This window comes from Klebsiella sp. MPUS7, assembly GCF_009905335.1.
Classification (GTDB): Bacteria; Pseudomonadota; Gammaproteobacteria; order Enterobacterales; family Enterobacteriaceae; genus Klebsiella; species Klebsiella grimontii.
Window position 1 is genome coordinate 1114908 of the sequence record NZ_CP047604.1, and the last position, 25090, is coordinate 1139997.

Below are 25090 nucleotides of genomic sequence, written 5' to 3' on the forward strand. Positions count from 1 at the left end.
GTTACTCCTCATCACTCAGATAAAATGCCGCTGTTGGCTCAACTTCCCGCAGTGATCCGGGGGTATACCATTGGCCTTCGTTATCAGTACCCGACGTTTTCAGCAAAACCCGGGCATTGTTTGGTGGGCGCTCGCCACTTTTCAGCCAAGAATAGCGCAGCAGGTCATCTGCATAGTGTGCCCAATCATCTCGGCTAGACATCAGGCGTTCGTTAACCAGTTTGGCGTTTTTCTTGCCGACTAAGTCAGCTGCGCGCAAGGTAATGTCGGTGATCATCAAATCTGTTCCAGGCACTGCAGGATCAAAATTCTGGGCCTGCACTTCTCTCGCCATATTTTGGCCACCCAAACGCTGCATCGCAGCGAAGGCGCCACGCAAACCACGATCTAATGCGCGAGAAGAAAAAGGCGTTACACTGATGGCTTCCACATACCGGTAAAGCGCTGCATGGTAGCCTCGGAAGTGTTCGTAATGTGAAAGATCACGCGCACCCAGCCAGTTATACATGGTAATGACCAATCCTGGGTGTTTGCGACCTACGCGGCTGGTTGCCTGAATGTATTCAGCGGTGCTTTTAGGCTGGCCAGTTACGACCATGAGACCTAAGCGGTCAATGTCTACACCAACTGAAATCATATTGGTGGCCAGCAAGACATCAACTGGGTGCTGCTTACCCTGCTCGCGTGGAAATCTGTTATCAAGACGTTTTAACAGACCAGGGATACGCCAGGAATCCAGTCGACTGGTCAGCTCATCAGGATCATTGATATAGCGTTGCGGGAATCCTCGCTGCTGGGATAAATAGCGAAGACGCTTCTTAATGTCGTCTTCAACCAGACGACGAGCGCCACCCAATGCGCGCAGACTGTTGAAGTAGCCAACAACTGTTGCATAAGGGTCTGCGGCTTCATGGTCTCGCGTAATTTCGGCTTCACCCGCTGCCAACAGCGCTGCATAAACACGCACCAACAAGGTTTTGGTACTGGAGCCAGGGGCGTTCAATCCGACATAGAGGCGGCCAGCAGTTTTGTCGTCATCCTCTTTAATTTCCTGCTCTTTGGCAAAGAAGGAATCTTTGGATGACAAACCGCTAGGAGGAAAGATCGATAGGTCGCGGTTGTAGAGCTGACGAATTTGCTCGCGAGCTCGGCGAATGGTCGCAGTAGAGGCAATAATCTTAGCCGGTATCGAAACACCAGTTTCGACTTCCACCCGGGTGAGAAAATCTACTGCAGTCTCGTATAGGCCGACCATGGTACCCAGTGGGCCAGAGATCAGGTGCAATTCGTCTTGAATAATCAATTCTGGTGGCACCAACCGACGTGCTCGTTGAGCGTCTTTGACGACACGCTGGTTTGGCTTTTCACCATGCCCTGGCGTTAGATGCCCGTAGGTTGGGCTATATCTGTCGCGCAGGCCGAAGAGTGCCTGAGTTTCGCCCTTGAAGGGCATGCGAGCAAATTTATCCACTGTAGCAATAACCAGTGAAGGACACTCGCGGTAGATTTCGTCATCGACAACAACAACTGGTAAACCTTGATCATTTGACTTACGTGCACAGAATTCGCACTTTGGATTGGGGCACCGAACAAGTGTTCTTAGCCGCACATTATCAAAATCGTAAGTTTGATTTTCAGGTTTGCCTTGCTGGGTTACCAGTGAGGTGCCGCAGCGAGGGCACGACACCAACTGAACTGGACTACCATCTCGTGGTTTTTTGCCTTCGTCTAAATCTTCCAACGCCTTTCCAGATGCTTTGGCATCGTTTGGCGTAGTTGCTTTACCCACCCAAAGGCCAATTTTAAAGGGCTCCTGTCCCCACTTTTCAGAATTGCTCTTACGCACCAATTCACAGGCGCAGATTAGTGCCGTGGCTCGTTGAAACTGCTGGACCGTAAGTAGGCGCAAGGTATAGCGCATGATGATGGAAACGCCAGCGCTGGAGTCTAGGCCATTAACATCGCCGCGCAAGCGCCGATAGGCCAGTGTAAATGCCGCGAGCCCGAGATAGGCCTCCGTCTTACCACCACCCGTTGGAAACCAAAGTAGGTCAACGAGTTTGCGGTCTGCTGCAACTTTCTCTCCGGATTTGGGTTTATTCACCATACTGGCGATGTTGAGCAAGATGAAGCCCATCTGGAACGGACGCCAGGTACGGTTGCCCGAATTATTAATATCTTCGTCGAAAGGCGATCCAACTGTTTTTCCATCAGCACTATCTTTTGTGCGGCCTGCCCAAATGGCGTGAATGCGCTGATCCCACATAACGTGATTGGAAAATAAAAATGCCTCAAACGCATTATTCTCGTCTCTGATTAGCTCCAGTCCTTCACGCATTCTTCGGGCAGCATCTTTGCAGCACTCAATAAGCACCTTAGACGTATCAATATTTTCAGGCGTCGAGTTAAAGGGCACTCTCTGCGTTTCCGCTTTTCTATCGGCCACCCATTTCTCGTAGGTCAGTACGAGCGGTTCGATAGCTTGGAACAAATCATTGGGCGTTGCGCATTGGCTTAGCTCCCACATATCCAAGTTAAGACCGGAAATCGCTCCACTTTGGGCTATCAGGCTTGGCACTTCGAAGTTCGGAATAAAATCCGTGAATAATAGGCTGGCGCGGTCACGGGTGACGTTTAGGCCATCCCATCCTGCAGCGACCCCGTGCCCTGTGGCGAATTCTTTGGCATCACGATAGAGCATATTGGCTGCCGCAATTTCAGGATCTTTGGATATGTCTTTATCGAAATCTTTGGCGATGAAGATCGGGTATTTGTCAGCCCCAAACACCTGTAGTTTTGGTTGCATTAACCATTGTTGATCTTTTGCTTTGTCAGAATCGTCACCTTTAGGTCGGCGATTTACCAGAAATAAACTGACCGCCTTGGCACCATCAATATGGTGAACAACACCCTCCAGAAAAACCTGACCATCACCGTCGCCATCTTCTCCTTGATGTCTAAAGCCATCTGGAGTAACAGTGACTGACGCGGGCGCATTGGATTTTGATAAGGGAATCGGACTCAGTTTGCCAATTTTATCAACCGGTATGCCCTCTACTAAAACGGATCGCTGATAGCGTTTCCAATAGGTGCGGCCTTCAGATGAATGTTTTTCGCGGCGATAGTCGCCCCAGACAGCATTGGCATGGATGGTTTTTGTTTCCAGCGAAACCAGAAAGGACAGCCCCATAGATGAAGGGCTAAAGCCTACAATGAGCGGAGGTTGTGATTCGTGCCCTCCACCCTCGTCATCGTCATTGCCCGCAGCTAGTTCATCTTTTTCATAGTCGGGAATTTCAGACTTGAGGGGCGCCAAACGACCTATGATATATCGGGTTGTCGGAAATTCATTGATTGATTCGTCAGCTGTTGTTGGCCCCATTAGTTCCCGCTCGAGAGCTTCTAGAATTCGTGAGCGCGACTCTCGTTTGCTGCTATCAGGCATTGGCTTGTTCCTTTTGTTCGCGTTTTTGTGCTCTTGGACCTTTTCCTGTTCCTGGGTGGGCATCGTGAGTGCCACTTAAAGACAAGTATTTTTTCGGTACTGCTTTAGGCTTTTCCGGTGGTGGGCAATCGTTACGTCTTTTAGGAATCAAATTCAGCTTTTTACGAACACGCTCACCAAAGAACTGGCGCCGAATTTCCAAGCCAAAAAATTCGCCAATTGCCGGCGGAACCGCATTTCCAATTTGCATGTGCGCCGCACGTCGATCTCCGGAAAACTGAAAATTATCAGGAAAAGTTTGTAGGCGGGCTAGTTCACGAATCGAAAGTAGTCTGCCTTTCCAGTGGAAAGGTCCTGTTGCTGGGCCTGGCTGAGCTTGAATCGTCCAACTTGGTTTGTCTTTCGCGAGCTTTAAAAGAAATGACCAAAAGCGAGTTCTCCAACCGAATAAGGGAAGCCCACCCATTTTCTCGGTATGCCAGAGGTAGTTTTGGCCTTCAGGAATTGTTGGTAAAAGCTCCGCCCATTTGCCTGAAGGTTTAACCTCATCCAACCAAATATCGACATCCAAATCGCCAATCGAATCCCACGTAGTTAAATGAGGTTGCCCATGACTATTTGGTTTATCAGGATCGAAATGCGTTGGCGCAGGCAGTTTAAAATGCTTTCCATCTCTGTTGGCAACGATAAATACACGTTCTCGTGACTGAGGAACACCATAGTCAGCTGCGTTTAGAGATATTACATGTGGATGGTAATTAGTTTTTTTCGCTCGATTGATCTTGTTCAGCTCATTTACCAACAGTTGTAACCCTTCATCCTTGTCGGAATAAGCAATGCCTTTGACGTTCTCAAGCAATATCACTTCCGGCTGTGCTTCGCGGACGATATCGAGATAGGCCTTCAGGGTTTTAGCTCTCGGGTCGGTTAGTCGATCAGTATCGCCTGTAACCCAATATCCAGACTTGGAAAATGGCTGGCAGGGCGGCCCACCGGCAAGCAGGGTCAACTCTTTGGGCTTTAGTCCTGACTGTCTTAACAATTCACTGGGAGCCAATGCATGAATGTCACCCGGTGAGGCAAGTTTCCACTTGGGGTGGTTTAAAGCGAGAGTTTGCTGTGCAATGGGATCAATTTCTACGCAGAGCTTGTTAGTAAATCCGGCTGCGCTCAGCCCTAAGTCTAAGCCTCCGGCTCCGCTAAACAAGGAAATCATGGTTTTTGCCTGCTTACTACTCATGTATTGTTCTCGCCTTTTTGATATTCGAGCAGCTCGCCTACAGAAACGGAGAGATACTCACAGAGAGTATTAATCGTTTCTAAATCAATCCTCACCAGGGTCTCGTGATACATCCTCGTCAGGGTCCCCCTGTTTATCCCAGTGTCTCGCGAAACATCTGAAATTTTGAGTCTCCGCTCCCCCATCAACCTAGAAAGATGGCTTTTGATCATCCAAGATACCCATTATGACCTGCAAGAGGTAATTTTCGTCTGTTTGTGCTCACTTTACGTTATTAGATGATATTAGGGCAAGTTGCCAACATCACAGCATATTAGTCATTAGGTGTGGAGATATCGTACTGAATCGACTCTAAGTAGTTATTATTCTAGGCATCTTCACGATGCCCACTTCTGGCACTCAGCAGACGTTCGTAGAACTTACATGCTGTACACCGAAAGCTTTTTGGAAAGGTATGTGATCCCACCCATGTAATGTGGACACAGCCCTAAGCGAGATTTTCGTTTTCAAATTGTACCGGGCTGAGACCGTCACAGGCACTGTGACGACGCCACCGATTGTAATCACACTCGATATAATTAAACACCGTCGTCCGCATTATTTCCCGGCTGATAAAGCGTTCCTCGTGGATACACTCTACTTTCAGCGAATGAAAGAAGCTTTTCGCACACGTATTATCGTAGCAGAAACCTTTTGCGCTCATGCAGCTGTGCAGGCTATGCCGCTTCAGCAATACCTGATAATCCGCTGTTCAGTACTGGTCACCACGGCTTGTATGAACGATAACTGACTGGGCTGAACTTCTGGCTGGCTTTCGCCCGCAGTTCCTGACTGCGCAGTTTGGCGGCGATGGTTTTGAAATTGTATTCAGGCAGTTCTTCGGCGAGACGAGGCACACCATAACGCTGCTATGCCCCAGTGAATGCCTGACTGACAGCAATATCACAGATGAGCCGGAACTGGTGGTTTGGGCCGGCTTGATGGCGACGTTTGAGCCGCGCATACAAACCGCTTCGGGCAATCCTGAGCACGCGACACACGGCTTTGACGCTGAACTCAGCCTGATGCTTTTCGATGAAGACATACTTCATTTAAGGCGCTTCGCGAAGTCTGTCGCGGCCTTTTGGATAATGGTCAGCTCCTCTGTCTGCTCAGCCAGTTAGCGTTTGAGGCGGGCATTTTCAGCAGTCAGTTTGTTCTCCCGTTCTGAGGATGTCATTTGCTGCTGTTGTTTACTGCGCCAGTTGTAGAGCTGTGATTCATACAGGCTGACTTCACGGGCGGCGGCAGCGACACCAATACGCTCAGCCAGTTTCAGTACCTCATCGCGGAATTCGGGTGTGTACTATTTACTGGCTGTTTTGCTGGTTGATGCTGGTTTTGTCATGAGTAATCGACCTCTGGTCGAGAGTTTACTCACTTAGTCGCGTGTCAACTAATAGTGGGTAGGATTAATGAAGTGGGAGGGGGCCTGCAGGGCTTTGAAGTATATGGCTAAGCGTGCTGAACAAAAATTCCAGCAACTATGAGCATCTGATATTCACTGCTCACATATTCTATAGGTAGAATTGTAGGTTTAAATAATATATAAATAAATATCTATATTATTCAATAATAAAACACCAATGCATCATGGGGGTATGGGCGTCGAGATTCTCTAATGTACTCATCTAACGCGTTAGCGGAGTTTATTGTTTTCATGACGTCGCGCTATTGCTCATCGGTTCCCGTGACATTGTGCATTTCTTTTCATTGACTCATAGGCCGCATGATAACGGAGTCTTCAGGTCAGGAAAACAAGAAGGCGCGGCGGGCCCATGAATCGTCTTCCCCCTCCTCTTAGCCGCTGCGTAATGTCCATTGCTCGGGCTGCTTTTGACTATCCTTATATCAGGAAAAGCTATTTGTTAATAAAATGTGATCTATGTTACAATTATTTTACTATGAATATCTGCCCACTATCATTTATTAATTACCTGACGCAATTTGTTTTTAGGATATATCTCAGCGCTCTGCGAGTTAATTTCCTATGGTGGCATTGTTCGCGAGGTTAAATCTTTTTTTAATTCCTCTGTAAATGTATCTCTTTTTACCTAAAAAATGATTTGTTAGTATTTTTGTCGACCAGGGGATCTGGCTTTAATTAAATTATTAATATTAATTAATAGTCTAATTATTGAAACGGATTTTTCGGTGATGCGGAGGGCTGGAAATTGTTGGGTAAATAGACTTCGGCAATTTTATAGCTCCTTACTCTTTTAGGATAAAAATTTATAACGCAGGAATTTTCTATGAAACTGAATAAAGTTGCTATGGCTGTGGCATTAACTGCTGCTCTCGGCTCAATGTCTGCACTGGCTGATACCACGAATGGCCAGATTGAGCTTCAGGGTGAGCTGGTGAATACCGCTTGTGGTTTAGCCCCGTCGTCCAGCCCGGTAACCGTTGATTTTGGTCAGGTTCCAGTTTCCCTGCTGCAAGGCGGTGGTCAGGCAACTGAAACCAAAAACATCGAGCTGCAGTATTGCGATACCACTATTGCCAGCAGCGCCGTTGTTTCCTATACCCCGACTTCGGTTAACCCGAACGATCCTACTCTGGCTGCATTTACTTCTGGTACTGCATCCGGTGCAGGTATCGGCCTGAAAGACAGCGCTAGCCAGACTGTAACCTGGGGCGCGCAGACCACTCCGGTCACCCTGGTTGATGGTACTAACACCATTCCTTTCGTGGCGTTCCTGAAAGCGGAAGCGGCAGCGAGCGGTTCTACCACTACCGTAACCGCAGGTGCATTCCAGTCAACGATCAATTTCACCATCGATTATCAATAATCGATTTTGAATTATCGCTCGCGGGGAGAGTTCTCCCCGCGATATTGGAATAGATGCCAGATAATATGGAATTCTGAGTATGGTTAAGGATACAGAGAAAAAGAGACTGATGGCGTTATTAATATCGGGATTACTCTTTTCCGGACATGCTTCGAGTACTAGTTTTACGCCTGGCCAACTGGCGCTTTCCGGGGAGCTGGTGGCTGCCGCATGCGATATTGACCCTAATTCGCGGGAGCTATGGGTAGATTTCGGTAACATTTCCGCTCGCGATATTAATAGCGATCAAGAAGGTAAGCTTATCCGGCCTTTTTTAGTGCGCTTAATTGGCTGCGCCTCTTTCGGCAGCGTAAATCAATCAACGCCAGGCGCATATGCCACCATTACGTTTACCGGCAATGCTTCATCGCAGGACCCGACAGTATTAATTCCGGATGGTGAAGGAAAGGGATTTGGTATCCAGATTCGCGATCGCCATGGGGAAATTTTAACGTTTGGAGAACCTTCATCGGGATATCTCCTGAGTGATGAGAATAATACGCTGAAATTTACCGCTACGCTGGTGCCGGTTCAGCAGCATATTAAAGCCGGGGATTTTTACGCCGTCACTCGTTTTTTTATGGATTACAACTAGAAACAAGCCAGTGATTGCTGTTGGAGCTTGTTTGTCGCACACGATATTTTACTGAATGATTCGGGATGAATAGTCATGTCAGCAGAACAAAAAATAAAAATAATCCTCTCTCAGATGCTTTTTTTCTGCTGTACCTCTATGGCTTACGCCTCAACCGACGTGGAATTTAATACCGACGTACTGGATGCGGCCGATCGCGACAATATCGATTTAACCCGTTTCGCCACCGACAACTATGTCCCGCCGGGCGAGTACTTATTAGATATTAAAATAAATGGCCAGGCGGTCGGGCAGCAAAAGGTTCGCTATCTGGCTTCTAAAGACCAGAAGCATACCCAGGCCTGCATTAACGGCGAAATTCTTGCCAGATTGGCTTTGAAAGAGGAAGCGCAGCAAAAGGTCGCACAGCCGTTTGCCGATTGCTATGACCTGCTGAGCCTTCCTGGCGCCACCCTCAGTAACTACGCCGGGGTGCTGGACATCACCGTCCCGCAGGCGTGGATGAAATACAACGATCCGAACTGGACGCCGCCGGAGCGCTGGGACCAGGGGATCGGCGGATTTTTGCTCGACTATAGCCTGACCGGGCAATATACCCGCCAGCTGGATATGCATGAAGATTACAGCACCCTGAGCGGATACGGTCAGACTGGGGTCAACCTCGGCGGCTGGCGCCTGCGCGGCGAATATCAGACCAGTTATTACAGCGCGACGCATCAATTTGATTTCGATATGAATCAGATCTACGCCTACCGCCCGCTGCCGATGATGGCGGCAAAGCTGACGGCGGGGGAGATCTATCTTGATTCTCAGGTCTTCGACACCGTGCGCTTTACCGGACTTAATCTCGCCAGCGATGAGCGTCAGCTGCCGCCAAACCTGCAGGGGTACGCGCCGGAAATTCGCGGTCTGGCCAAGACCAACGCCAAAGTGACGGTGAAGCAGAGCGGACGCATCATTTATGAAACGACGGTGCCCGCCGGACCGTTTAATATTCAGGATTTACGCAGCTCGGTGCGCGGTACGCTGGATGTGCAGGTGGAAGAGCAGGATGGCTCAATTTCGACTTTCCAGGTTAACACCGCCAATATTCCTTATCTTACGCGTCCCGGCTACGTGCGCTACAACGTGGCGATCGGCGCGCCGTCCCGCTATAGCCATAAAATTCAGGGACCCGGTTTCGCTTCCGGCGATTTCTCCTGGGGGATCACCAACGCCTGGTCGCTGTACGGCGGTTTACAAAGCGCAGGGGCCGAATATACCGCGGTCTCCGCCGGTATTGGCCGCGATCTCAGCGTACTTGGCGCCCTCTCGCTGGACGCTACGGAATCCTACAGTCAGCAGTCAAACCAGAAGCGGCTTAAAGGGACCTCGTTTAAGCTGAGCTATGCGAAAACGTTCGACGAATATAATAGTTCCATTACCTTCGCCGGCTATCGCTTCTCGCAGGAGGACTTCCGCTCTTTCTCGCAATATCTCAACGAGCGCTATGAGGGTTACGACAGCCTTGGGCGTGAAAAAGAAGTTTATACCATCACCGGCAATAAAACGTTCTGGGCCGATGAGCCTGGTAAAGCGACCACGGTATTTTTGACCTACACCCATCAGAATTACTGGAACCGAAGCAGCCAGGATCGCTACGGCATCTCGCTAGGGCGCTCGTTTAACGTCGGTAATATTCGCGGGATCACCACCAATATTTCGGCCTACCGTTCGGATTACGAAGGGCGGAAAGACGACTCTATTGCTTTCTCGCTTTCCATTCCGGTTGGCGATAGTAAATGGAGCGGCCTCGACGTGCAGACCAATAACGGCAAAACCAGCCCGATGCTCTCCTATACCGACAGCAGCGACTACAACAACCTGTGGCGTCTGCGTGCCGGAGCGAGCCAGAGCGGCTATGCCAACGTCGACGGCTACTATCAGCGCCGCTCCCAGTACGCTGAAATCAACAGCAACGCCAGCTATCAGCAGGATCACTATCTCTCTCTGAGCAGCACCCTGCGCGGCGGCTTTACCGCGACCCGGCACGGGGCGGCGATCCACAACAGCGGCGCGACGCTCAATACGGCGCGCGTAATGGTGAACACCAACGGCATCGGCGACGTGCCGCTCAATGACGGTAAATCAAGAACCAATAATTTCGGCATCGCCGTTATTCCGGACATCGTGAGCTACAACAGCTTTGATACCCGGGTTGACGTTGATGCGATGTCGGAATCCATTGAACCGGCAAAAGCCATCAGCACCGCCACGCTGACCGAAGGCGCTATTGGTTATCAGACCTTTGGCATGGCGCAGGGCGAAAAAATGATGGGCATTATCCGCCTGGCTGACGGTACCTATCCGCCGTTCGGCGCCGAGGTTATCAACGGCGATGGCGTGAGCGTATCGATGATTATGGAAGGTGGGCAGGGATGGCTGGCAGGGGTGAATCCTCATGAGCTGCTAAGCGTAGTGTGGAGCGGGAAAAAGCAGTGTCAGATTGCCATCCCGCCGACCATAGAGCGTCGTTCGACAGCCGCGCTATTGCCGTGTAAATGACAGTGACAGTAATAAAAGGCCAAAAATGAGCATAACAAGCAACAAACTCTGCTGGATGGGCATTCTGATGCTGGCGGCGGTAAGCGGTACCGCGCAGGCGGGGGTTTCGCTGGATCGCACGCGTCTTATCATCACTGGTAAAGATAGCTCGGCGAGCGCCAATCTAACCAACACCAGCCCGGATATTCCGTTCCTGGCGCAATCGTGGGTGGAAGACAGCAAGGGCAACAAGATCACCTCTCCGCTGGTGGTTTTACCGCCTTTGCAGCGGATTAACGGCGGGCAAAAAGGGGTGGCGCGGGTCACCAAAACTGACGGTATTAACCAATTACCGCAGGATCGGGAAAGCCTGTTTTATTTAAGCGTACGCGAAATTCCGCCCAAGCCGGATAAAGCTAACGTCCTGCAGTTAGCCATGCAGTCGCGGATTAAATTATTTTTCCGCCCGACCGCCATTATTCCCAAAAGCAAAAGCGAGATTTGGCAGGACCAGGTCGTCTTTCAAAAGAGCGGCAATAAGATGACCGCGCAAAACCCGACGCCTTACTACATCACCATTATTAGCCTGTCCCGCGTTAAGGGTGAAAAAATCACTAAGTTCCCGGGAATTATGATTGCGCCGAAGTCCAGTCTGGAGTTCAGCGTGACCGATGGCGGCGTTAGAGATTTTGCGATGATGTATGTGAATGATTATGGCGGACATCCAGAGCTTAAATACCGCTGTGAAGGAAACACCTGTAAAGCGCTGCCGCCATCGCAGCAAGGGTAATTAAAGAGGAACCTGATGATGAAAACGCGTCTATCGCTTTTAGCACTGTTTGTATTCGGTATCAGTATGCCAGCGCTGGCCGACGCTGATATTCCGCTACAGCCGCAGCACTACAACCAGGATCATCAGGGGGAAGATGGCGGTAACGTAATATTCAATGGCTCCGTTTATGCCTCGCCGTGCGTGCTGGCGCCGCAGAGCCGCCTGCAAATTATCGAGATGGGTGAAATCAGCGCCCGCCGTTTCCATCAGGCCGGCGATCGGAGCCAGCCGGTGCTGGTTCGCGTCGAGCTGAGGGATTGCCTGAAAGGCGCGTCGCAGGCGCGCGACAGCATCGCCTCACGGACGACGGGCAGCAGCAAGCATCTCTACACCACCGGCGAGCAGGCGGTTCAGCTCACCTTTATCGGCGAGTCGGATGAGCATAATCGCCAGCTGCTGCGCCTGACCGGCAGCATCTCAGGAGCCGGTATTCGCCTGCTGGATGTCAAAGAGCGGGCGCTGGATATTAATCAAACGCAGCCGCCGTTTATCGTGAAAACCGGCGACAGCAGCCTGACGTTTATTGCCGTGCTGGAATCGACCGGGCGAAACGTGACCGCAGGAAACTTTAGCGGACTGCTGCGTTTAAAAATGGAGTATCTCTGATGGCGACGAGGGTTATCGGGCGGAAATCTTGCATCACGCTATTACTCTGCGGCGGCTTATTCACTCTCGACGCCAGCGCGGCGGTGGAAGGGGAAATTACGCCGGTTGGCGGACCAAAAATGTACAATATTGACGTCGCCAACCAGGATATTACCAATAACAGCATTGGGGCGACGATTCCTTATGTCTTTTCATTGGGCGGACAATATTCTGGTATCGCCAGCTGCACTATTCCAATGGAAGACCAGGCGATTTATTACTCTGCGACCGCCTCGCTGCTGCAGCAGGGCAGCTCGCCGGGGTATTTAAAACTCAATGATTATATGGATGTGAAAATTGAGATTTATATCCGCGGCCAGCGCATGGAATATCTTCCGGTGCCTTTTAATAATGAGTCAAACCAGGCTTATCAAAATAAATGCGTACCGCCAACCACCCAGTTTAACAACTTTGAGTCCGGCGCTCAGGGGCGGGTAACGTTTATGATCACCAAGCCGATTGTCAACGGTGTCAACCTGCTGGGTACTGAAATCGCCAAGCTTTATGGTCGACTTGGGAATTACAGCGCAGGGATGGGCAGCACCCCCATGTCGATTGTCTCGATTAATTCCGGGGTCATTACCGTTCCGGATAAATGTATTGTCAACTCAGGATCGCCGATCGTCGTTGATTTTAATACCATCCCCAGCGCGGGCTCGCTGCTTAACGGCAACAATTACAGCCAGTCCGTGCCGATTCAGGTGAAGTGCGAAGGGGGGAGTTTCGCCACCGGCAATTTAAATATTCGTCTGGGAATTCAGCAGGCCAATACCGCCAGTTTTAACAGCGATTATTTAGGCACCACCGGCGCCGTCGACCGCTCCAATCTTGGCATTATCCTGAAAGATTCCGGCGGCAATTTAGTCGCCGCGAATAAGTTTTATGACGTGCCGGGTTTTAATAACAATCAGGGAACCTGGAATTTGACCGCCGCGCCAATTGCCAATGCCGGAACCAACGTTCTCGAAGGGGATTTCCAGGCATCGGCCACCGTGGTCGCTGAGTTTCAGTAAGGGGACAGCATGCGTCAACTCATCGCATCAATGATACTCATAGGTTCGCTACCCGCGGCCGCTCCTGCGCATGCCATCGGAGAACTGATCGGCGGCGATTTAAAGTTCAAGGGAACCGTCGTTGCTCATGGCTGCAGTATTGTGCCTTCGTCAAAAAACATCACCGTGGATTTTGGCCAGATTTCAACCCGCACGCTATATGCGGAGGGAAAATCGCAGCCCAAAGCGTTTGTTATTGAACTCCAGGACTGCAGCACCGATGTTTTTAATTCCGTCACCGTGACCTTTAGCGGGACGGAAAATGCCAATATGAGCGACCGCCTGGCGATTACGCCGGTCGCGCCTCAAACCGCCAGCGGTATTGGTATAGGTTTTGAAGAGAGTAACGGCACGGCGATTTTGCTCAATACGCCGACCACCGCCGTCGCTATTTCCGATGCCAACATGCAGTTAAATTTTAAAGCTTTTGTTGAAGGCGAACCGGACGCCTTGAGTAACAAAACCCTGGAAACCGGCGCCTTCCAGGCAACAGCGAATTATACCCTTAATTACCAGTAGAATAGATCAAGGATGATGATAAATGAGCCGTCGTTTCTTTCTCTACGATAAAAACATCTTTTTCGCGGAAGGCGTACGTTCAGTGGTTGACGATCTTGCCATGCATGAAGGTGACTGCGCGTTCACAAGGCTCGACCATTTCTCTGAACTGATCAACACCCTGCGTCTGCCTAAACAGAAAGATGAACTGCGCTGGGTCCTCTGCGATGTCGACAGCTTGCCGGACGAGCGTTTTAACGCGCTTTACACCATTAAAGAGCACTACTGCCGGGAAAATCAGCAGCTGGTTATTTTATTAAGCGAGAATAATATTTCGTTATTCTTTGCGCTGCATTCACTTCTCCCGGAAGCAAGCTGGCTTTTGAAGAATGAGTCCCTGGATAACTTTTTTAAGTTCATCGAAGGTGCTGATTCTATGCCAGCGGAAAAAATATTTTTCAGTCGCTCTTTGATTAATTATACCCGGCAGAAATGGTTAGCCAGGGATTTTAATAATAGTATCTCCAGTGATGACTGGTGGTTAATGGAAGAAATATTCAAAGGGAAGTCATTATCACAAATTTCCTCTGAACAAAAAATAGATGTTCGTCGCCTGAGCCGCTGTAAACGGGGGCTAATGAAAAAGTTAAACGTTAAAAACAACGTAGAGCTGTTTAATATTTTCAAGTGCATCGTAGCTACCCCCTGCGTATAACAGCGGATAAATATGACATCAAAAGAATTACTGGCAGGTTACTTAGCCAGTAGGTAAGTGCAAGAAAAACATATTTCAATATAAATTGTTAAGGATCTAACAAATGCAAAAATTAAGTATGATTGAAGCATCAGCTATTATTGGCGGAACTTGCAAGGAAACTTGCACCAGCTCTTACGAGACCGTGGTGGTGGGCGGTGTTTCAACCTGTAAACAAGTGACTACCTGTACGGATAAGCACGGCAACTCAACCGTGACCATGAAAGATGCGTCCGACGGTATGTGCGTCGTGCCGAATCGCATCCGTCAGTAATTTCTGTTGTGGTATATGGAGGGGAAACCCTCCATATATTTCTCCGCCATATTCGCGAGCCTGGTATCAAATGAAGATAAAACCTATTACCGCTGTTGGCTATACGTTTCTGGTGGCGTTAATTTCGTCGCTGATTACCGTGCTGTGCTATCACGTTTTTGTATTTAATACGTTTGCATCGAACAGCAGCGAGCCTTCGGCCCTGCGGGAAATTGACAGCGCAATCGTTGCCAGTAGCCCAATAAAACATGACAGCAGCATTATTGAAGTGATGTCCTACGGCTGTCACTACTGCGCGTCGAACGAGGAAGATATCGAGAAATTCGCCGGCACATTGCCTGCGGAGAGTACCTTTGAAGTTATCCATATCACCGCCGAAAGAAACGGTCTGGCAATTTATGCGCCGGTTTTTGCCACCCTCGAAGTCATGGGGCTTGAGCGCCAGATGCGCGACCAGGCTTTTAACGCGGTAATGACCCGCGGTATCAATTTAGCCGACGATGAAGCGCTCAACGGCTGGCTGAAAAAGAACAATATTGATGTCGAAAAATACCATCAGGTACGCCAAAGCAAAGCCGTTACTGAACGCCTTGAATATATGGCGAAAATTACCGAACTCTATGACATAAACGCCACGCCGCTATTTATTGTGAATAAAAAATACGTGGTGGCGAAAGATCGCCAGTTTCCTGAATTTGCTGACTATATGCGCCAGCTGTTAACTCAGGACAAGGAGTAAGCGTGACGCGCTTTCTGATTGTCTGGAGCGTCTTCAGCGTAAGAAAATGGTCCGCGCAGCTGAGCTGGCGCAGTCGCCCGTTTACTGGCTACGGTCAAAAGGCGGTGCGTGGGATTATGCGTTTTACCCCTATGCCGCTGCTGTTGGCGGCGGCTCGGGCGTTGTGCCGGCTGCGGCTGTTGGGGCGACAATATCGCGGACGCACCGCCGTGGCGACGCAAAACTACCGCTGCCTGACGGGCGCCGATGGGCGAATTGACGCCGCATGGATAGCCATGCGCCGCCAGCTGCTGGAGATGGGTGCGACCTGGGGACAGCATCCGGCCACTTTGGCCCAGATGCAGGCGTGCACGCGAGCGCTTGATGCCGTAGTCGCTCCGCTGGCGGCGCAGAGAACGCCGGTTGTTCTCGCACCGCTGCACTGCGTGTCGGATATCCTTGCAGCGATGGTTGGAGCGAGGGTAACGCCGGGTAAAGCCAGCGTGGTGGTCTCTTCCAGCGCGGAAAGCTATACCGTCGCCAGCCGCAAAATGGGCGGCGTCGCGCTCTCTTATTGCTCCATCCATCAGGATAATACGTCGCTTGCCAGCGAGCTGATGGCGCTAATGAGCAACGTCTCGGAAGGGCGGGAAAATATGATTATTTTCCCCGATATTCCTGCCGACTATACCGTGCAGACCCATGAGGCGCAGTCCGGGAAAATAAGCTGTCGGCTATTTGGCCGCCCGGCGAAATTACATAGCGGCGTACAGCGTTTTTCCCGCATTGTCTCGGCAAAGGTGGTTTTTTATCACCTCTATTATCAGCAGGGGATCAAAATAAAAATCTTTTCCCCACTGACGCCAAAAGAGGTCGCGGCGAATCTGCCGTCGATGATTGAAAACACCCTGCGTGATTATCCGCAGGATTGGCTTTTATGGCATAGCCATTCGCTCTACTTTATTAATCACTGACGCATAATAATGAAAAAGATTATCCCTGATATGGTTTTCCAGGAAGAGACCAATGAGTGTGGCCTTTCCTGTATTGCGATGCTGGCGCAAACCCAGAATATTCAGTGTTCTCTTCCGGCATTGCGGGAAATTTTCCCGGCATCCGATCACGGGACTTCGTTAAGCGACTTATCTCTTATTCTGCAACAGATTGGCATCGCCACCGCGCCGGTGCTGTTCGATCACGAAGAACTCCATGCGCTGCCGTTTCCGTCCATTCTGCACTACGGCGCCAGCCACTATGTCCTGCTGGCCTGGCGCAAAGGGGATTACGTCTGCGTGATGAATCCGGCGATTGGCCAGCAGTGGCTGCCTTTCTCGGCGTTGAAAAAAGAGATTAGCGGCTACGCGCTGATCCTTGAAGAGTCTCCCGGCGTTATTGACCAGCAGGCGCCTGTTATTACCGGCGCACAGCAGGAGATGCCGCGGGCGATGAGCCTGAAGGAGACCGCGGCGGTGCCGGGCATTTATAAACTGATGCTCTTGACCTTCCTGGTGTCGCTCACGCTGTTTTTAATGCCGACGATGGTCAGCCGGGCGATCAATCAGGCTTTCTCTGACGTTCAGAATACGTCGTTTCCCTATTTGTGGTTCATCCTCGCTTTTGTCATTTCCACGCTGTTGGCGCTGGGCGTGAGGGTCATTAGCGAGCGTTTTATCCGCCGCTTTGTGCTGCTGAAGAGCGATATCGGTTTTTCCCGCTTGCTGAATAATCCGCTGCGTTTTTTTGAAAAACGCGCGCCGGGGGATGTGTTCAGCCGCTTTATCGCCTGGCAGGGCGGGATGCTGCAAAAAATCGAGCTGGATAACGGCCTCCGCTCGGACTGGATCATCTGCGTTATCGCTATCGGCATTATGTTCTGGATCTCACCGGTGCTGGCGCTGATTTCCGCCGCGGGCATTGTGGCGATGGGGCTGATTAGCGTCTGGGCCATCTTCCGCGACCGCTGGTATACGCAGCAGCTGCAGCTGAAAAGCGCGACGCTGAATGACTTTTTTATGGAAACGCTGCAGGGCGTGTTAACCATCAAAACCGCCGGGCTGGAAACGCAGCGTAAAGCGCAGTTTGCCCGCCTGTCCCATGACCTTTTCACCTGCCTCCAGCGGCAGAAAGTCTACCAACAGGTCAAAGAGGGACTGTATCAGCTGACCGGCAGCCTTGAGATGGTGGTCTTTATGCTGGTGGTGCTGCCGCTGGTGCACGCCAGGCTTATCTCGCTGGGCGACTTTTTTGCCTACAGCTTTTTACGGCAGATTTTTACCTCCTACGTCACGCGGATCTTCTATGCCGTGATTCGCAAATCACAGCTGCACGTGATCGATACCCGCGCGCAGGGCTTGTTTACCCGCCATGAGCTGGCCGCGCCCCTGTTTGCTCCGCTCAGCGGTGGCACGGTTCCGCGGCTGGCGTTTGAGCAGGTGAGCTTTCATTACAGCCCGCAGCGTCCGGTGCTTAATGCCGTCGATCTCACGCTGGAGCCCGGCGATCGGGTGGCGATTGTCGGCGATTCCGGCGCCGGAAAAAGTACCCTGCTACGGCTGATGGCCGGGCTTTTTTCCGCACAGCATGGGCGCATTCTGCTGGACGGCGAAGAGGCGACCGCCCGACAGCTGGCCTCGCAGGTGTGGCTGCAGAGCCAGGAAGACATCCTGTTTAACGCCTCGGTGCTGCAAAACATCACCCTGTTTGATCCGTGGTATAGCGACAGCGATCGTGGGCGAGTAGAGGCGTTGGTCGATAAAATGGCGCTGGGGCCGGTGGTTCAGGCGCTGCCGGGAGGGATGGAAGCGCTGATCCGCGAGAGCCATTCGGCGCTCTCGTTAGGCCAGCGTCAGCGGCTGATGCTGGCGCGGGCGCTCTACAGTAACCGGCCTATTTTGCTCTGCGATGAACCGACTGCCAATCTTGATGACGAAACCGCGGAAACGGTGATCGCCGCGCTGTGCCAGCACTGTCGCGAACAAGGCAAAACGCTGATCGTGGTGACCCACAGTGCGCCCATTCTGCATCACTTCACGCGGGTATATCGTCTGGATGAAGGCGAGCTGCGCGATATCACACAGGGAGAGGTGGGCCAATGAAGACAGGACTATTACGCCGCCGTAAGACGTGGCTGTTGGCGCTGGTCGCGATCCTCGCCGTTATCGCCGCCGTTTTTTACCCGCGCGCGTTTCCAGCCCAGGCTGAGGCGCTCGATACCGTGGCGCTCGATCGCGGGGATATCGAAAAGGTGGTGCTGGCGAGCGGAATTATCAAACCTGCCGTCCAGGTGAACGTCGGCGCCCAGGTGAGCGGTCAGCTGCGCAAGCTGTACGTGCGACAGGGTGAACGAGTGCGCAAAGGGCAGCTGCTCGCCGAAATCGACCCGACGCTGCAGCTTTCCGACTTACGCAACGCTACCGCGCAGCTGGCCAGCGCCAGAGCGCAAAAGCAGGCCTCTGAGGCTAAGCTGGTGCAGTACCGTAAAGCGCTGGCGCGCGAGCAGGCCATGAGCCGCGATGGCTCCGGGGTGAGCAGCGATCTTGAGCAGGCGCAGGCGCAATATGCCGCGCAGGTTCAGCAGATCGCGGTCAATGAGGCGCAGATAGTGCAGGCGGAAATGAGCGTGCAGACCGCCAACGCCAACCTCGGCTATACCCGCATTCTCGCGCCCATGGATGGCGAAGTGCTGGGCATCGTCACCCGTGAAGGGCAAACCATCGTCTCCTCGCAAATCGCGCCGACCATTCTGGTGCTCGCCGATCTCGATAAAATGCAGGTCCAGACCCGCATTTCCGAAGCCGATATCCAGAAAATCCATCCGGGACAGCCGCTGTGGTTTTACGTTATTGCCGATCCGCAGACGCGTTACGAAGGGGAGCTTGGCTATGTCCAGCCCGCGCCGCAGGAGGCGCTGGAAGAGCAAAACGCCGGCGCTTCTGCCGGTAATCAGCAGAGTAGCGCCATTTACTATAACGGCACCTTTGAAGTGGATAACCGCCAGCGATTGCTGAAAACCTCGATGACCGCTCAGGTGTTTATCCGCATCGCGCAGGTAAAAGACGTGCTGCGCGTGCCGGTCGCCGCGCTGGGACGTTCGCTCGGCGATGAGCGTTACATTGTGATGGTACAAACGGCGAGCGGCAGCGAGGAGCGTACCGTCCGCATCGGGATTAACGATCGTCAGTATGCGCAGGTGCTGGAAGGATTGCGGCCCGGCGAGCGGGTGGTGATCCCCCAGGACGCGGGGTCTGTTTGATGGCTAAGCCGTTAATTATGCTGAACAACGTCACGCGTCATTTTGTCGCCGGGACGCAAATTATTCCGGTGCTGAAATCCGTCTCCCTGACCATTATGCCCGGCGAGATGGTGGCGATTATGGGCGCTTCCGGCTCGGGTAAATCGACGCTGATGAATATTATCGGCTGTCTGGATAAGCCCAGCAGTGGTGAGGTGTATATCAACGACATCGCCATCCACCAGGCTGATAGCGCGGCGCTGGCGGAGCTACGCAGCCGCTGGCTGGGGTTTATTTTTCAGCGCTACCACCTGATGCCTTATTTGACGGCGGAAGAGAATATTGCCATCCCCGCGCTCTATACCGCGATGCCCGCCGCGGAACGCCAGGCGCGCATTGCGCTGCTGGCAGAAAAGCTGGGCATTGATGGGCGCTTACAGCATAAACCCGCGCAGCTTTCCGGCGGCCAGCAGCAGCGGGTCAGCGTCTGTCGGGCGCTGATCAACGGCGCGCAAATTATTCTCGCCGATGAACCCACCGGGGCGCTGGATAGCGTCAGCGGCCGGGCGCTGATGGACGTTCTGCACCAGCTGAACGCCGACGGGCACACGGTGATCATCGTGACCCACGATCGCGAGGTGGCGCAGCAGGCGCAGCGGATCGTCGAGATCAGCGATGGGCAGGTAGTCGCCGACCACGCCTATAGCGCGCGGGATAATCGTGACGTCCAGCGGCTGCCCGCGGTAGAGGATAACGGCCGGGCTTCGCTATCGCGCAGTATCGGCGAGTCGGTGCGCATGGCCTGGCGCTCACTGCTGGGACATCGGATGCGCGCCTTTCTTTCGATGCTGGGGATCATCATCGGTATCTCGTCCGTGGTTTCTTCAATGGCGGTGGGGGAAGGCGCCCGGCAGAGCATCATGAACGAGATTGGTAAGCTCGGTAATACCACGTTGGAAATCCGCCCGGGTACCGGCTGGGGCAGCAAGCGTCCGGATATGGAGCGGGCGCTGTCGCTGGATGATATCGCCAGCCTCGGCAGGCAGCCCTGGGTACAGGGGGTATCGCCGATTGTTTCCAGCATGACCACCGCGGTACGTCAGGGCTTTGATTCCTCGATAATTCTCTCCGGCGTTTCCGCTGAGTACTTCTCACTGCAGGGGATGCGTTTTATTCAGGGCAACGGTTTTACCCACCGCGATGTCGAGGATCGCGAACCGGTGCTGGTACTGGATGAAACCAGCAGGGAGACGCTGTTTCCCGGCAATGAAGATCCGCTAGGCAAAATTGTGCAAATCGCCGGCGCGCCGTGGCGGGTAATCGGCATTGCCAGCAAGCCCGGGCCGAAGGTGGTCAGCGGATTTATGTCGGCGTGGATCCCCTATACCTCGCTACTGCAGCGGATTTCCGGCGATAAGCCGCTGGAGGCGCTGACGCTGCGCTTTCAGGAAACGCTGTCGCCGCAGGACGCGGCGCGCCGTGCGGAAAGGCACCTTATCCGCGAGCACGGCAAAAAAGATTTCTTTGTCCAGACCGATGAGCAGCTGGCCAAAGCGCTGCAAAAAACCTCCGACTCCATGTCGCTGCTGATCACCGCGATTGCCGCTATTTCATTGCTGGTCGGCGGCGTCGGGGTGATGAACATCATGCTGGTTTCGGTAACCGAACGTACCCATGAGATTGGCATCCGGCTTTCGGTCGGCGCGCGCCCCTCGGACATCATGCATCAGTTCTTAATTGAGGCGGTGATGATCTGCGCCCTCGGCGGACTAACGGGCGTTTTAGGATCCTGGGCCGCCGGTAACCTGTTCGCCCTGTTGACGCAGGAGTTTTCTATGGTCTTCACCTGGCTGCCGGTAGCGATGGCCTGCGGCTTTTCCGCCCTGATTGGCCTGACGTTTGGCTATTTCCCGGCGCGTCGTGCGGCGCGGCTAAACCCGACGGAGGCGCTGGCCCGCGAATGAGACCGCTGACTTTATTACCATTCATTGTATTGCTAACGGGCTGCGGCAATTTGACCCGCAGCGACTATCAGCGCCCGCTGCTGTCGGTGCCGGAAAGCTGGCAGCGAACGGAGGGGCAAAGCAACGCGCTCGCGCCGGAGAACGCGCCGCGCTGGTGGGATCGTTTCGGCGACCAACGCCTGTCGCGGGTGGTGGGACAGGTGCTGGAAAGCAACAACGATCTGGCCGCTGCCGCCTTAACGCTTAAACAGGCGCGCCTTGCCGCCGGATTAACCCAGACCAATATCAGCCCCGACGCGACCCTGAGCGGCACCGGCAATAACTCAAAACCGCTAAACAGCGGCGGGTCGCAGGAGAGCTACAGCGCCTCACTGTCCCTGAGCTATGAGCTGGATCTGTGGGGCAAGCTGGCGCGGATCCGCGAACAGAGCGAATGGGAGGCGGTAGCCAGCGAACAGGATTACCGGGCGACGATCCTGTCGACGATTGATACCACCGCGCAGCTCTACTGGAACATTGCGCTGTTGAATCAGCAAATGGCTTACCAGGCAACGAGTCTCGATATCGCCAGGCAGACGCTGGCGCAGATTGAGTCCTGGCAGCGAGCGGGGAAAGTGGGCCTGCTCGATGTGCTGCAGGCGCGGCAGACGGTCATCAGCCGTCAGAATCAGCTGCTGAGCCTCAAGCAGCAGCGGGCTATCTCCCGCAACGCGCTGGCGCTGCTGCTCAACAGACCGCCAGCTCAGCACACCGATGAATCTGCCGCGCTGGATGTGCGTCAGCATATCGCCATTGCCAGCGCCACGCCGCTGGCCGCGCTCGCCAGCCGGCCGGACCTGCAGGCGGCGGAATCGCGGCTGCGCGCGGCGCTGGCGGGTTCCGATGCGGCGCGGCTGAGCTTCTATCCCACGCTGTCGCTGCAGGGAACGCTGAGCGCCGGGAGCCAGCTCTTTCACCAGTGGTTTAACGACCCGCTGCGCACCGTGGGCAGCAGCGTTTCCGCGCCCTTTATCCAGTGGAACACGGTACAGCTCACCGTGGAGCAGGCCAGCGTGAAGGTGCAGCAGGAGGCGGTTAACTTTCGCCGCACCGCCTATACCGCGCTGTCGGAGGTGGACAACGCGATGGAGAAGCGGCTTAACGCCGATGAGCAGCGCGAACGCCTGCTGCAATCGCTGCTGCTGGGCGAGCAGCGCCTGGCGCTCACCGAAAGCCGCTATCGGGCGGGTGCGGTGGACTACCAGACCCTGCTGAACGCGCAGGACGCGCTGCTCGACGTACAGAACAGCCTGGCGCAGAACCAGTACGACTATCTTTATGCCACTTTGCAGCTTTGGCTGGCGCAGGGAGGCAATAACCCGCAACAGAGGACTTCCCAGAATGAGTCACAGTAAACCCCCTTATCGCGTGGTGATAACCGGCTATGGCGCGGTGACTCCCCTTGGCGATAGCGCTGCCGAAAGCTGGCAGGCGATTATGGATTATCGACGCGGTTACCGCTATGTGGATCTCTCCGCTAACGGCATCCACACCCATTTTATCGGTCAGGTGGAGAATGAACCCAGCCTCAAGGGGGTGCCCGCCGCCATTCGTCGGCGTCTGCCGCGTCACGCTCGCCTGGCGCTGGCCGCCGCGCGGGAGGCGGTGGCGATGGCCTTTGCTGGCGAACCACCCACCGATTCTCATGACCCGCTGAGGTGTGGCGCCATCATCGGCTCCGGCTGGGCAGGGTTGGATGAAAGCTATCTGGCGGTACCGGAATTTGAGAAAACGGGCGTCTCTTCGCCCTTCAGCTGCTTCTTTTCGATGCCGAACGTGACCACCGCGGCCTGTAGCCAGCTGTGGAATCTGCGCGGCTACCAGAACACTCCGGTCGCCGCCTGCGCCACCGGCACTATCGCCATTGGCGAGGCCTATGATGCGATTCGCTTTGGCCGCGCCAGCATGATGCTCGCCGGCGCCGGGGAGTCGTTAAACAGCGTTTGCGCTATCTGGAATATCGATGTGCTTGGCGCGCTGAGCCGGGAAACGTCATCGCCGGAGCGGGCCAGCTGCCCGTTCAGCCTGCAGCGCAGCGGATTTGTACTTTCAGAGGGCGGAGCGGTGCTGTGTCTGGAAGAGCGCGAGAGCGCCCTGGCGCGGGGCGCGACAATCCTCGCGGAGGTCACCGGCTACGCCAATTTTTCCGACGCGGTGGATTTTACCTCCCCGGCCGAAGACTGCGTGGCCCGCGAGCAAACTATCCGCTGGGCGCTGCGCGCCGCGGATCTCCAGCCCGCCGACCTCGACTATATCAACGCCCACGGTACCTCCACGCCGCTCAACGATATTAACGAAACGCGGTCGCTGAAAAAGGCGCTGGGCGATGAGGCATATCGCATCCCGGTCTCCAGCACCAAAGCCTACTCCGGGCATCTGATCGCCGCCGCGGGGAGCTTCGAGACCATTGTTTGCCTGCAGGCGATGGCGGCGGGGATCATGCCGGCGACGGCGCATCTGACGCAGCCAGACCCGCAGTGCGATCTCGACTATATCGCCGAAGGGCATCGTCAGGGAGAGATCCGCCGGGCGCTAAATCTGAGTTTTGGTTTCGGCGGCGCGAACGCCGCGCTGGTACTGGAGAAGCACGGGTGAAGCGGCTGCGCTATACCCTTGCGGACGCCCGGCAGTGGGCGGCGTTTTCCGGCGACGATAACCCCATTCACTTCGACCTCGCGGCAGCGCGCGCGATGGGCGACGGCCGGCTGAGCGTCCACGGGATGCGCGCGCTGCTCGACGTGAAGCGCGACGTCCAGTCGCGGCTGACGAACCCGCTCACCGGTTCTGAACGCTACCTGAAATGCGTGGTTCGCCTGCGCAGGCCGCTATGGTGCGATAGTGACTGGCTGCTCACTCCCGGCGCCGCGAAAAATCGCGTCTTGTCCGCCGCGTCGGTCAGCAGCTCGCAGGATGATGAAGTCTGTTTGTCATGCCAGATGAGCCTCGCCGCCGGGCCGGAATCGCTAACGGGAAAACAGCCCAGCGAACTTGCACCAAAGACGCTGCTTGCGCTGCAATCCCATTTCAACAGCGCCTGGCCCGACCTGGCGCAGTGGCAGTTTCTTGACGCGCTGCTGTTCCGCCAGCTTATTAGCGATCCCGCGCTGCTGCGCCAGGCGAATATCGCGACTCTGCTCGGAGCGGGGGAAACCTCGTTGCAGCAAATTTTTACCCGCTATCCGGTGCTGCAAACCCACCAGGAGGTGGTGTTTGATGTTCATCTCGCGAGCAAAGCGACGCCGATCTGGCCCGAATCGCTATCGCTCTGGCTGCTGCCCTCGCTGGTGGTCGGCCAGGTTGAGCAGGGCGCGCTGGTGCGCATCGCGGCGGCGGCGCAGCTGGATAACCTGATAATGACCAATGTGGTCACGCTCAAAGTTGGCCCAATGACCAATTGATAATTAAGGATA

Annotated in this window: 20 protein-coding genes and 1 pseudogene; 17 read left to right on the plus strand and 4 right to left on the minus strand. The window is 53.8% G+C overall.

What is annotated here, in order from left to right; translation table 11 throughout:
- Nucleotide 1: 1 nt before the first annotated feature.
- The 4 genes and pseudogenes from drmA to GUC22_RS05340 form a co-directional block, all read right to left on the minus strand.
- Nucleotides 2-3445, minus strand: a complete 3444-nt coding sequence (gene drmA, locus GUC22_RS05325) for a DISARM system helicase DrmA (RefSeq protein ID WP_201746407.1) — start codon at nt 3443-3445, stop codon at nt 2-4.
- Entirely contained in the window at nt 3438-4685 is a 1248-nt protein-coding gene (locus tag GUC22_RS05330; protein ID WP_201746408.1) for a DNA cytosine methyltransferase, read from the minus strand. Before GUC22_RS05330 ends, drmA begins: the two co-directional genes overlap by 8 nt.
- Complete coding sequence (locus tag GUC22_RS05335; RefSeq protein ID WP_119936007.1) at nt 4682-4897, minus strand: helix-turn-helix domain-containing protein; 216 nt, start codon at nt 4895-4897, stop codon at nt 4682-4684. Before GUC22_RS05335 ends, GUC22_RS05330 begins: the two co-directional genes overlap by 4 nt.
- Nucleotides 4898-5172: 275 nt before the next feature.
- A pseudogene (locus GUC22_RS05340) lies at nt 5173-6072 on the minus strand (IS3 family transposase).
- 904 nt (nt 6073-6976) lie between these two features.
- Here GUC22_RS05340 and GUC22_RS05345 point away from each other — a divergent pair.
- From GUC22_RS05345 to GUC22_RS05425, 17 genes are all read left to right on the plus strand, one after another.
- Nucleotides 6977-7516, plus strand: coding sequence for a fimbrial protein (locus tag GUC22_RS05345; protein WP_004124241.1), 540 nt, complete (start codon nt 6977-6979; stop codon nt 7514-7516).
- A gap of 79 nt (nt 7517-7595) precedes the next feature.
- The gene (locus tag GUC22_RS05350) at nt 7596-8150 is read left to right on the plus strand and encodes a fimbrial protein (protein WP_160183402.1); all 555 of its coding nucleotides are present in this window, start codon (nt 7596-7598) and stop codon (nt 8148-8150) included.
- 75 nt (nt 8151-8225) lie between these two features.
- Entirely contained in the window at nt 8226-10694 is a 2469-nt protein-coding gene (locus tag GUC22_RS05355; protein WP_160183403.1) for a fimbria/pilus outer membrane usher protein, read from the plus strand.
- A gap of 25 nt (nt 10695-10719) precedes the next feature.
- Nucleotides 10720-11463, plus strand: a complete 744-nt coding sequence (locus GUC22_RS05360; protein ID WP_160183404.1) for a molecular chaperone — start codon at nt 10720-10722, stop codon at nt 11461-11463.
- An 18-nt stretch (nt 11464-11481) separates the two neighbouring features.
- Nucleotides 11482-12111: a fimbrial protein gene (locus GUC22_RS05365; protein WP_049115114.1), complete on the plus strand. Its 630-nt coding sequence runs from the start codon at nt 11482-11484 to the stop codon at nt 12109-12111.
- On the plus strand, nt 12111-13163 hold the full coding sequence (locus tag GUC22_RS05370; RefSeq protein ID WP_160183405.1) for a fimbrial protein: 1053 nt from the start codon (nt 12111-12113) through the stop codon (nt 13161-13163). The genes GUC22_RS05365 and GUC22_RS05370 overlap by 1 nt, the downstream gene beginning before the upstream one ends.
- A gap of 9 nt (nt 13164-13172) precedes the next feature.
- Nucleotides 13173-13721, plus strand: coding sequence for a fimbrial protein (locus tag GUC22_RS05375; RefSeq protein ID WP_160183406.1), 549 nt, complete (start codon nt 13173-13175; stop codon nt 13719-13721).
- Between the two features lie 22 nt (nt 13722-13743).
- A complete protein-coding gene (locus tag GUC22_RS05380; protein ID WP_024358479.1) occupies nt 13744-14415 on the plus strand; it encodes a transcriptional regulator in 672 nt (223 codons plus the stop codon).
- Between the two features lie 103 nt (nt 14416-14518).
- Complete coding sequence (locus tag GUC22_RS05385) at nt 14519-14728, plus strand: DUF4762 family protein (protein ID WP_024358478.1); 210 nt, start codon at nt 14519-14521, stop codon at nt 14726-14728.
- Nucleotides 14729-14798: 70 nt separating this feature from the next.
- Nucleotides 14799-15467 carry a DsbA family protein gene (locus GUC22_RS05390; protein WP_024358477.1) on the plus strand — a complete coding sequence of 223 codons (669 nt, stop codon included), beginning with the start codon at nt 14799-14801 and terminating at the stop codon, nt 15465-15467.
- A 2-nt stretch (nt 15468-15469) separates the two neighbouring features.
- Complete coding sequence (locus GUC22_RS05395; RefSeq protein WP_154925529.1) at nt 15470-16420, plus strand: ABC transporter; 951 nt, start codon at nt 15470-15472, stop codon at nt 16418-16420.
- Nucleotides 16421-16429: 9 nt separating this feature from the next.
- Nucleotides 16430-18541 carry a peptidase domain-containing ABC transporter gene (locus tag GUC22_RS05400; protein WP_160183407.1) on the plus strand — a complete coding sequence of 704 codons (2112 nt, stop codon included), beginning with the start codon at nt 16430-16432 and terminating at the stop codon, nt 18539-18541.
- Nucleotides 18538-19698 (plus strand): efflux RND transporter periplasmic adaptor subunit, encoded by a 1161-nt coding sequence (locus tag GUC22_RS05405; RefSeq protein WP_160183408.1) that lies wholly within the window; start codon nt 18538-18540, stop codon nt 19696-19698. Before GUC22_RS05400 ends, GUC22_RS05405 begins: the two co-directional genes overlap by 4 nt.
- Nucleotides 19698-21641, plus strand: coding sequence for an ABC transporter permease (locus tag GUC22_RS05410; RefSeq protein WP_160183409.1), 1944 nt, complete (start codon nt 19698-19700; stop codon nt 21639-21641). The genes GUC22_RS05405 and GUC22_RS05410 overlap by 1 nt, the downstream gene beginning before the upstream one ends.
- The gene (locus GUC22_RS05415; protein WP_024358473.1) at nt 21638-23035 is read left to right on the plus strand and encodes a TolC family protein; all 1398 of its coding nucleotides are present in this window, start codon (nt 21638-21640) and stop codon (nt 23033-23035) included. The genes GUC22_RS05410 and GUC22_RS05415 overlap by 4 nt, the downstream gene beginning before the upstream one ends.
- Nucleotides 23022-24275 carry a beta-ketoacyl-[acyl-carrier-protein] synthase family protein gene (locus GUC22_RS05420; RefSeq protein ID WP_024358472.1) on the plus strand — a complete coding sequence of 418 codons (1254 nt, stop codon included), beginning with the start codon at nt 23022-23024 and terminating at the stop codon, nt 24273-24275. Before GUC22_RS05415 ends, GUC22_RS05420 begins: the two co-directional genes overlap by 14 nt.
- A complete protein-coding gene (locus GUC22_RS05425; RefSeq protein ID WP_160183410.1) occupies nt 24272-25078 on the plus strand; it encodes a MaoC family dehydratase in 807 nt (268 codons plus the stop codon). Before GUC22_RS05420 ends, GUC22_RS05425 begins: the two co-directional genes overlap by 4 nt.
- The last annotated feature ends 12 nt before the right edge of the window (nt 25079-25090 follow it).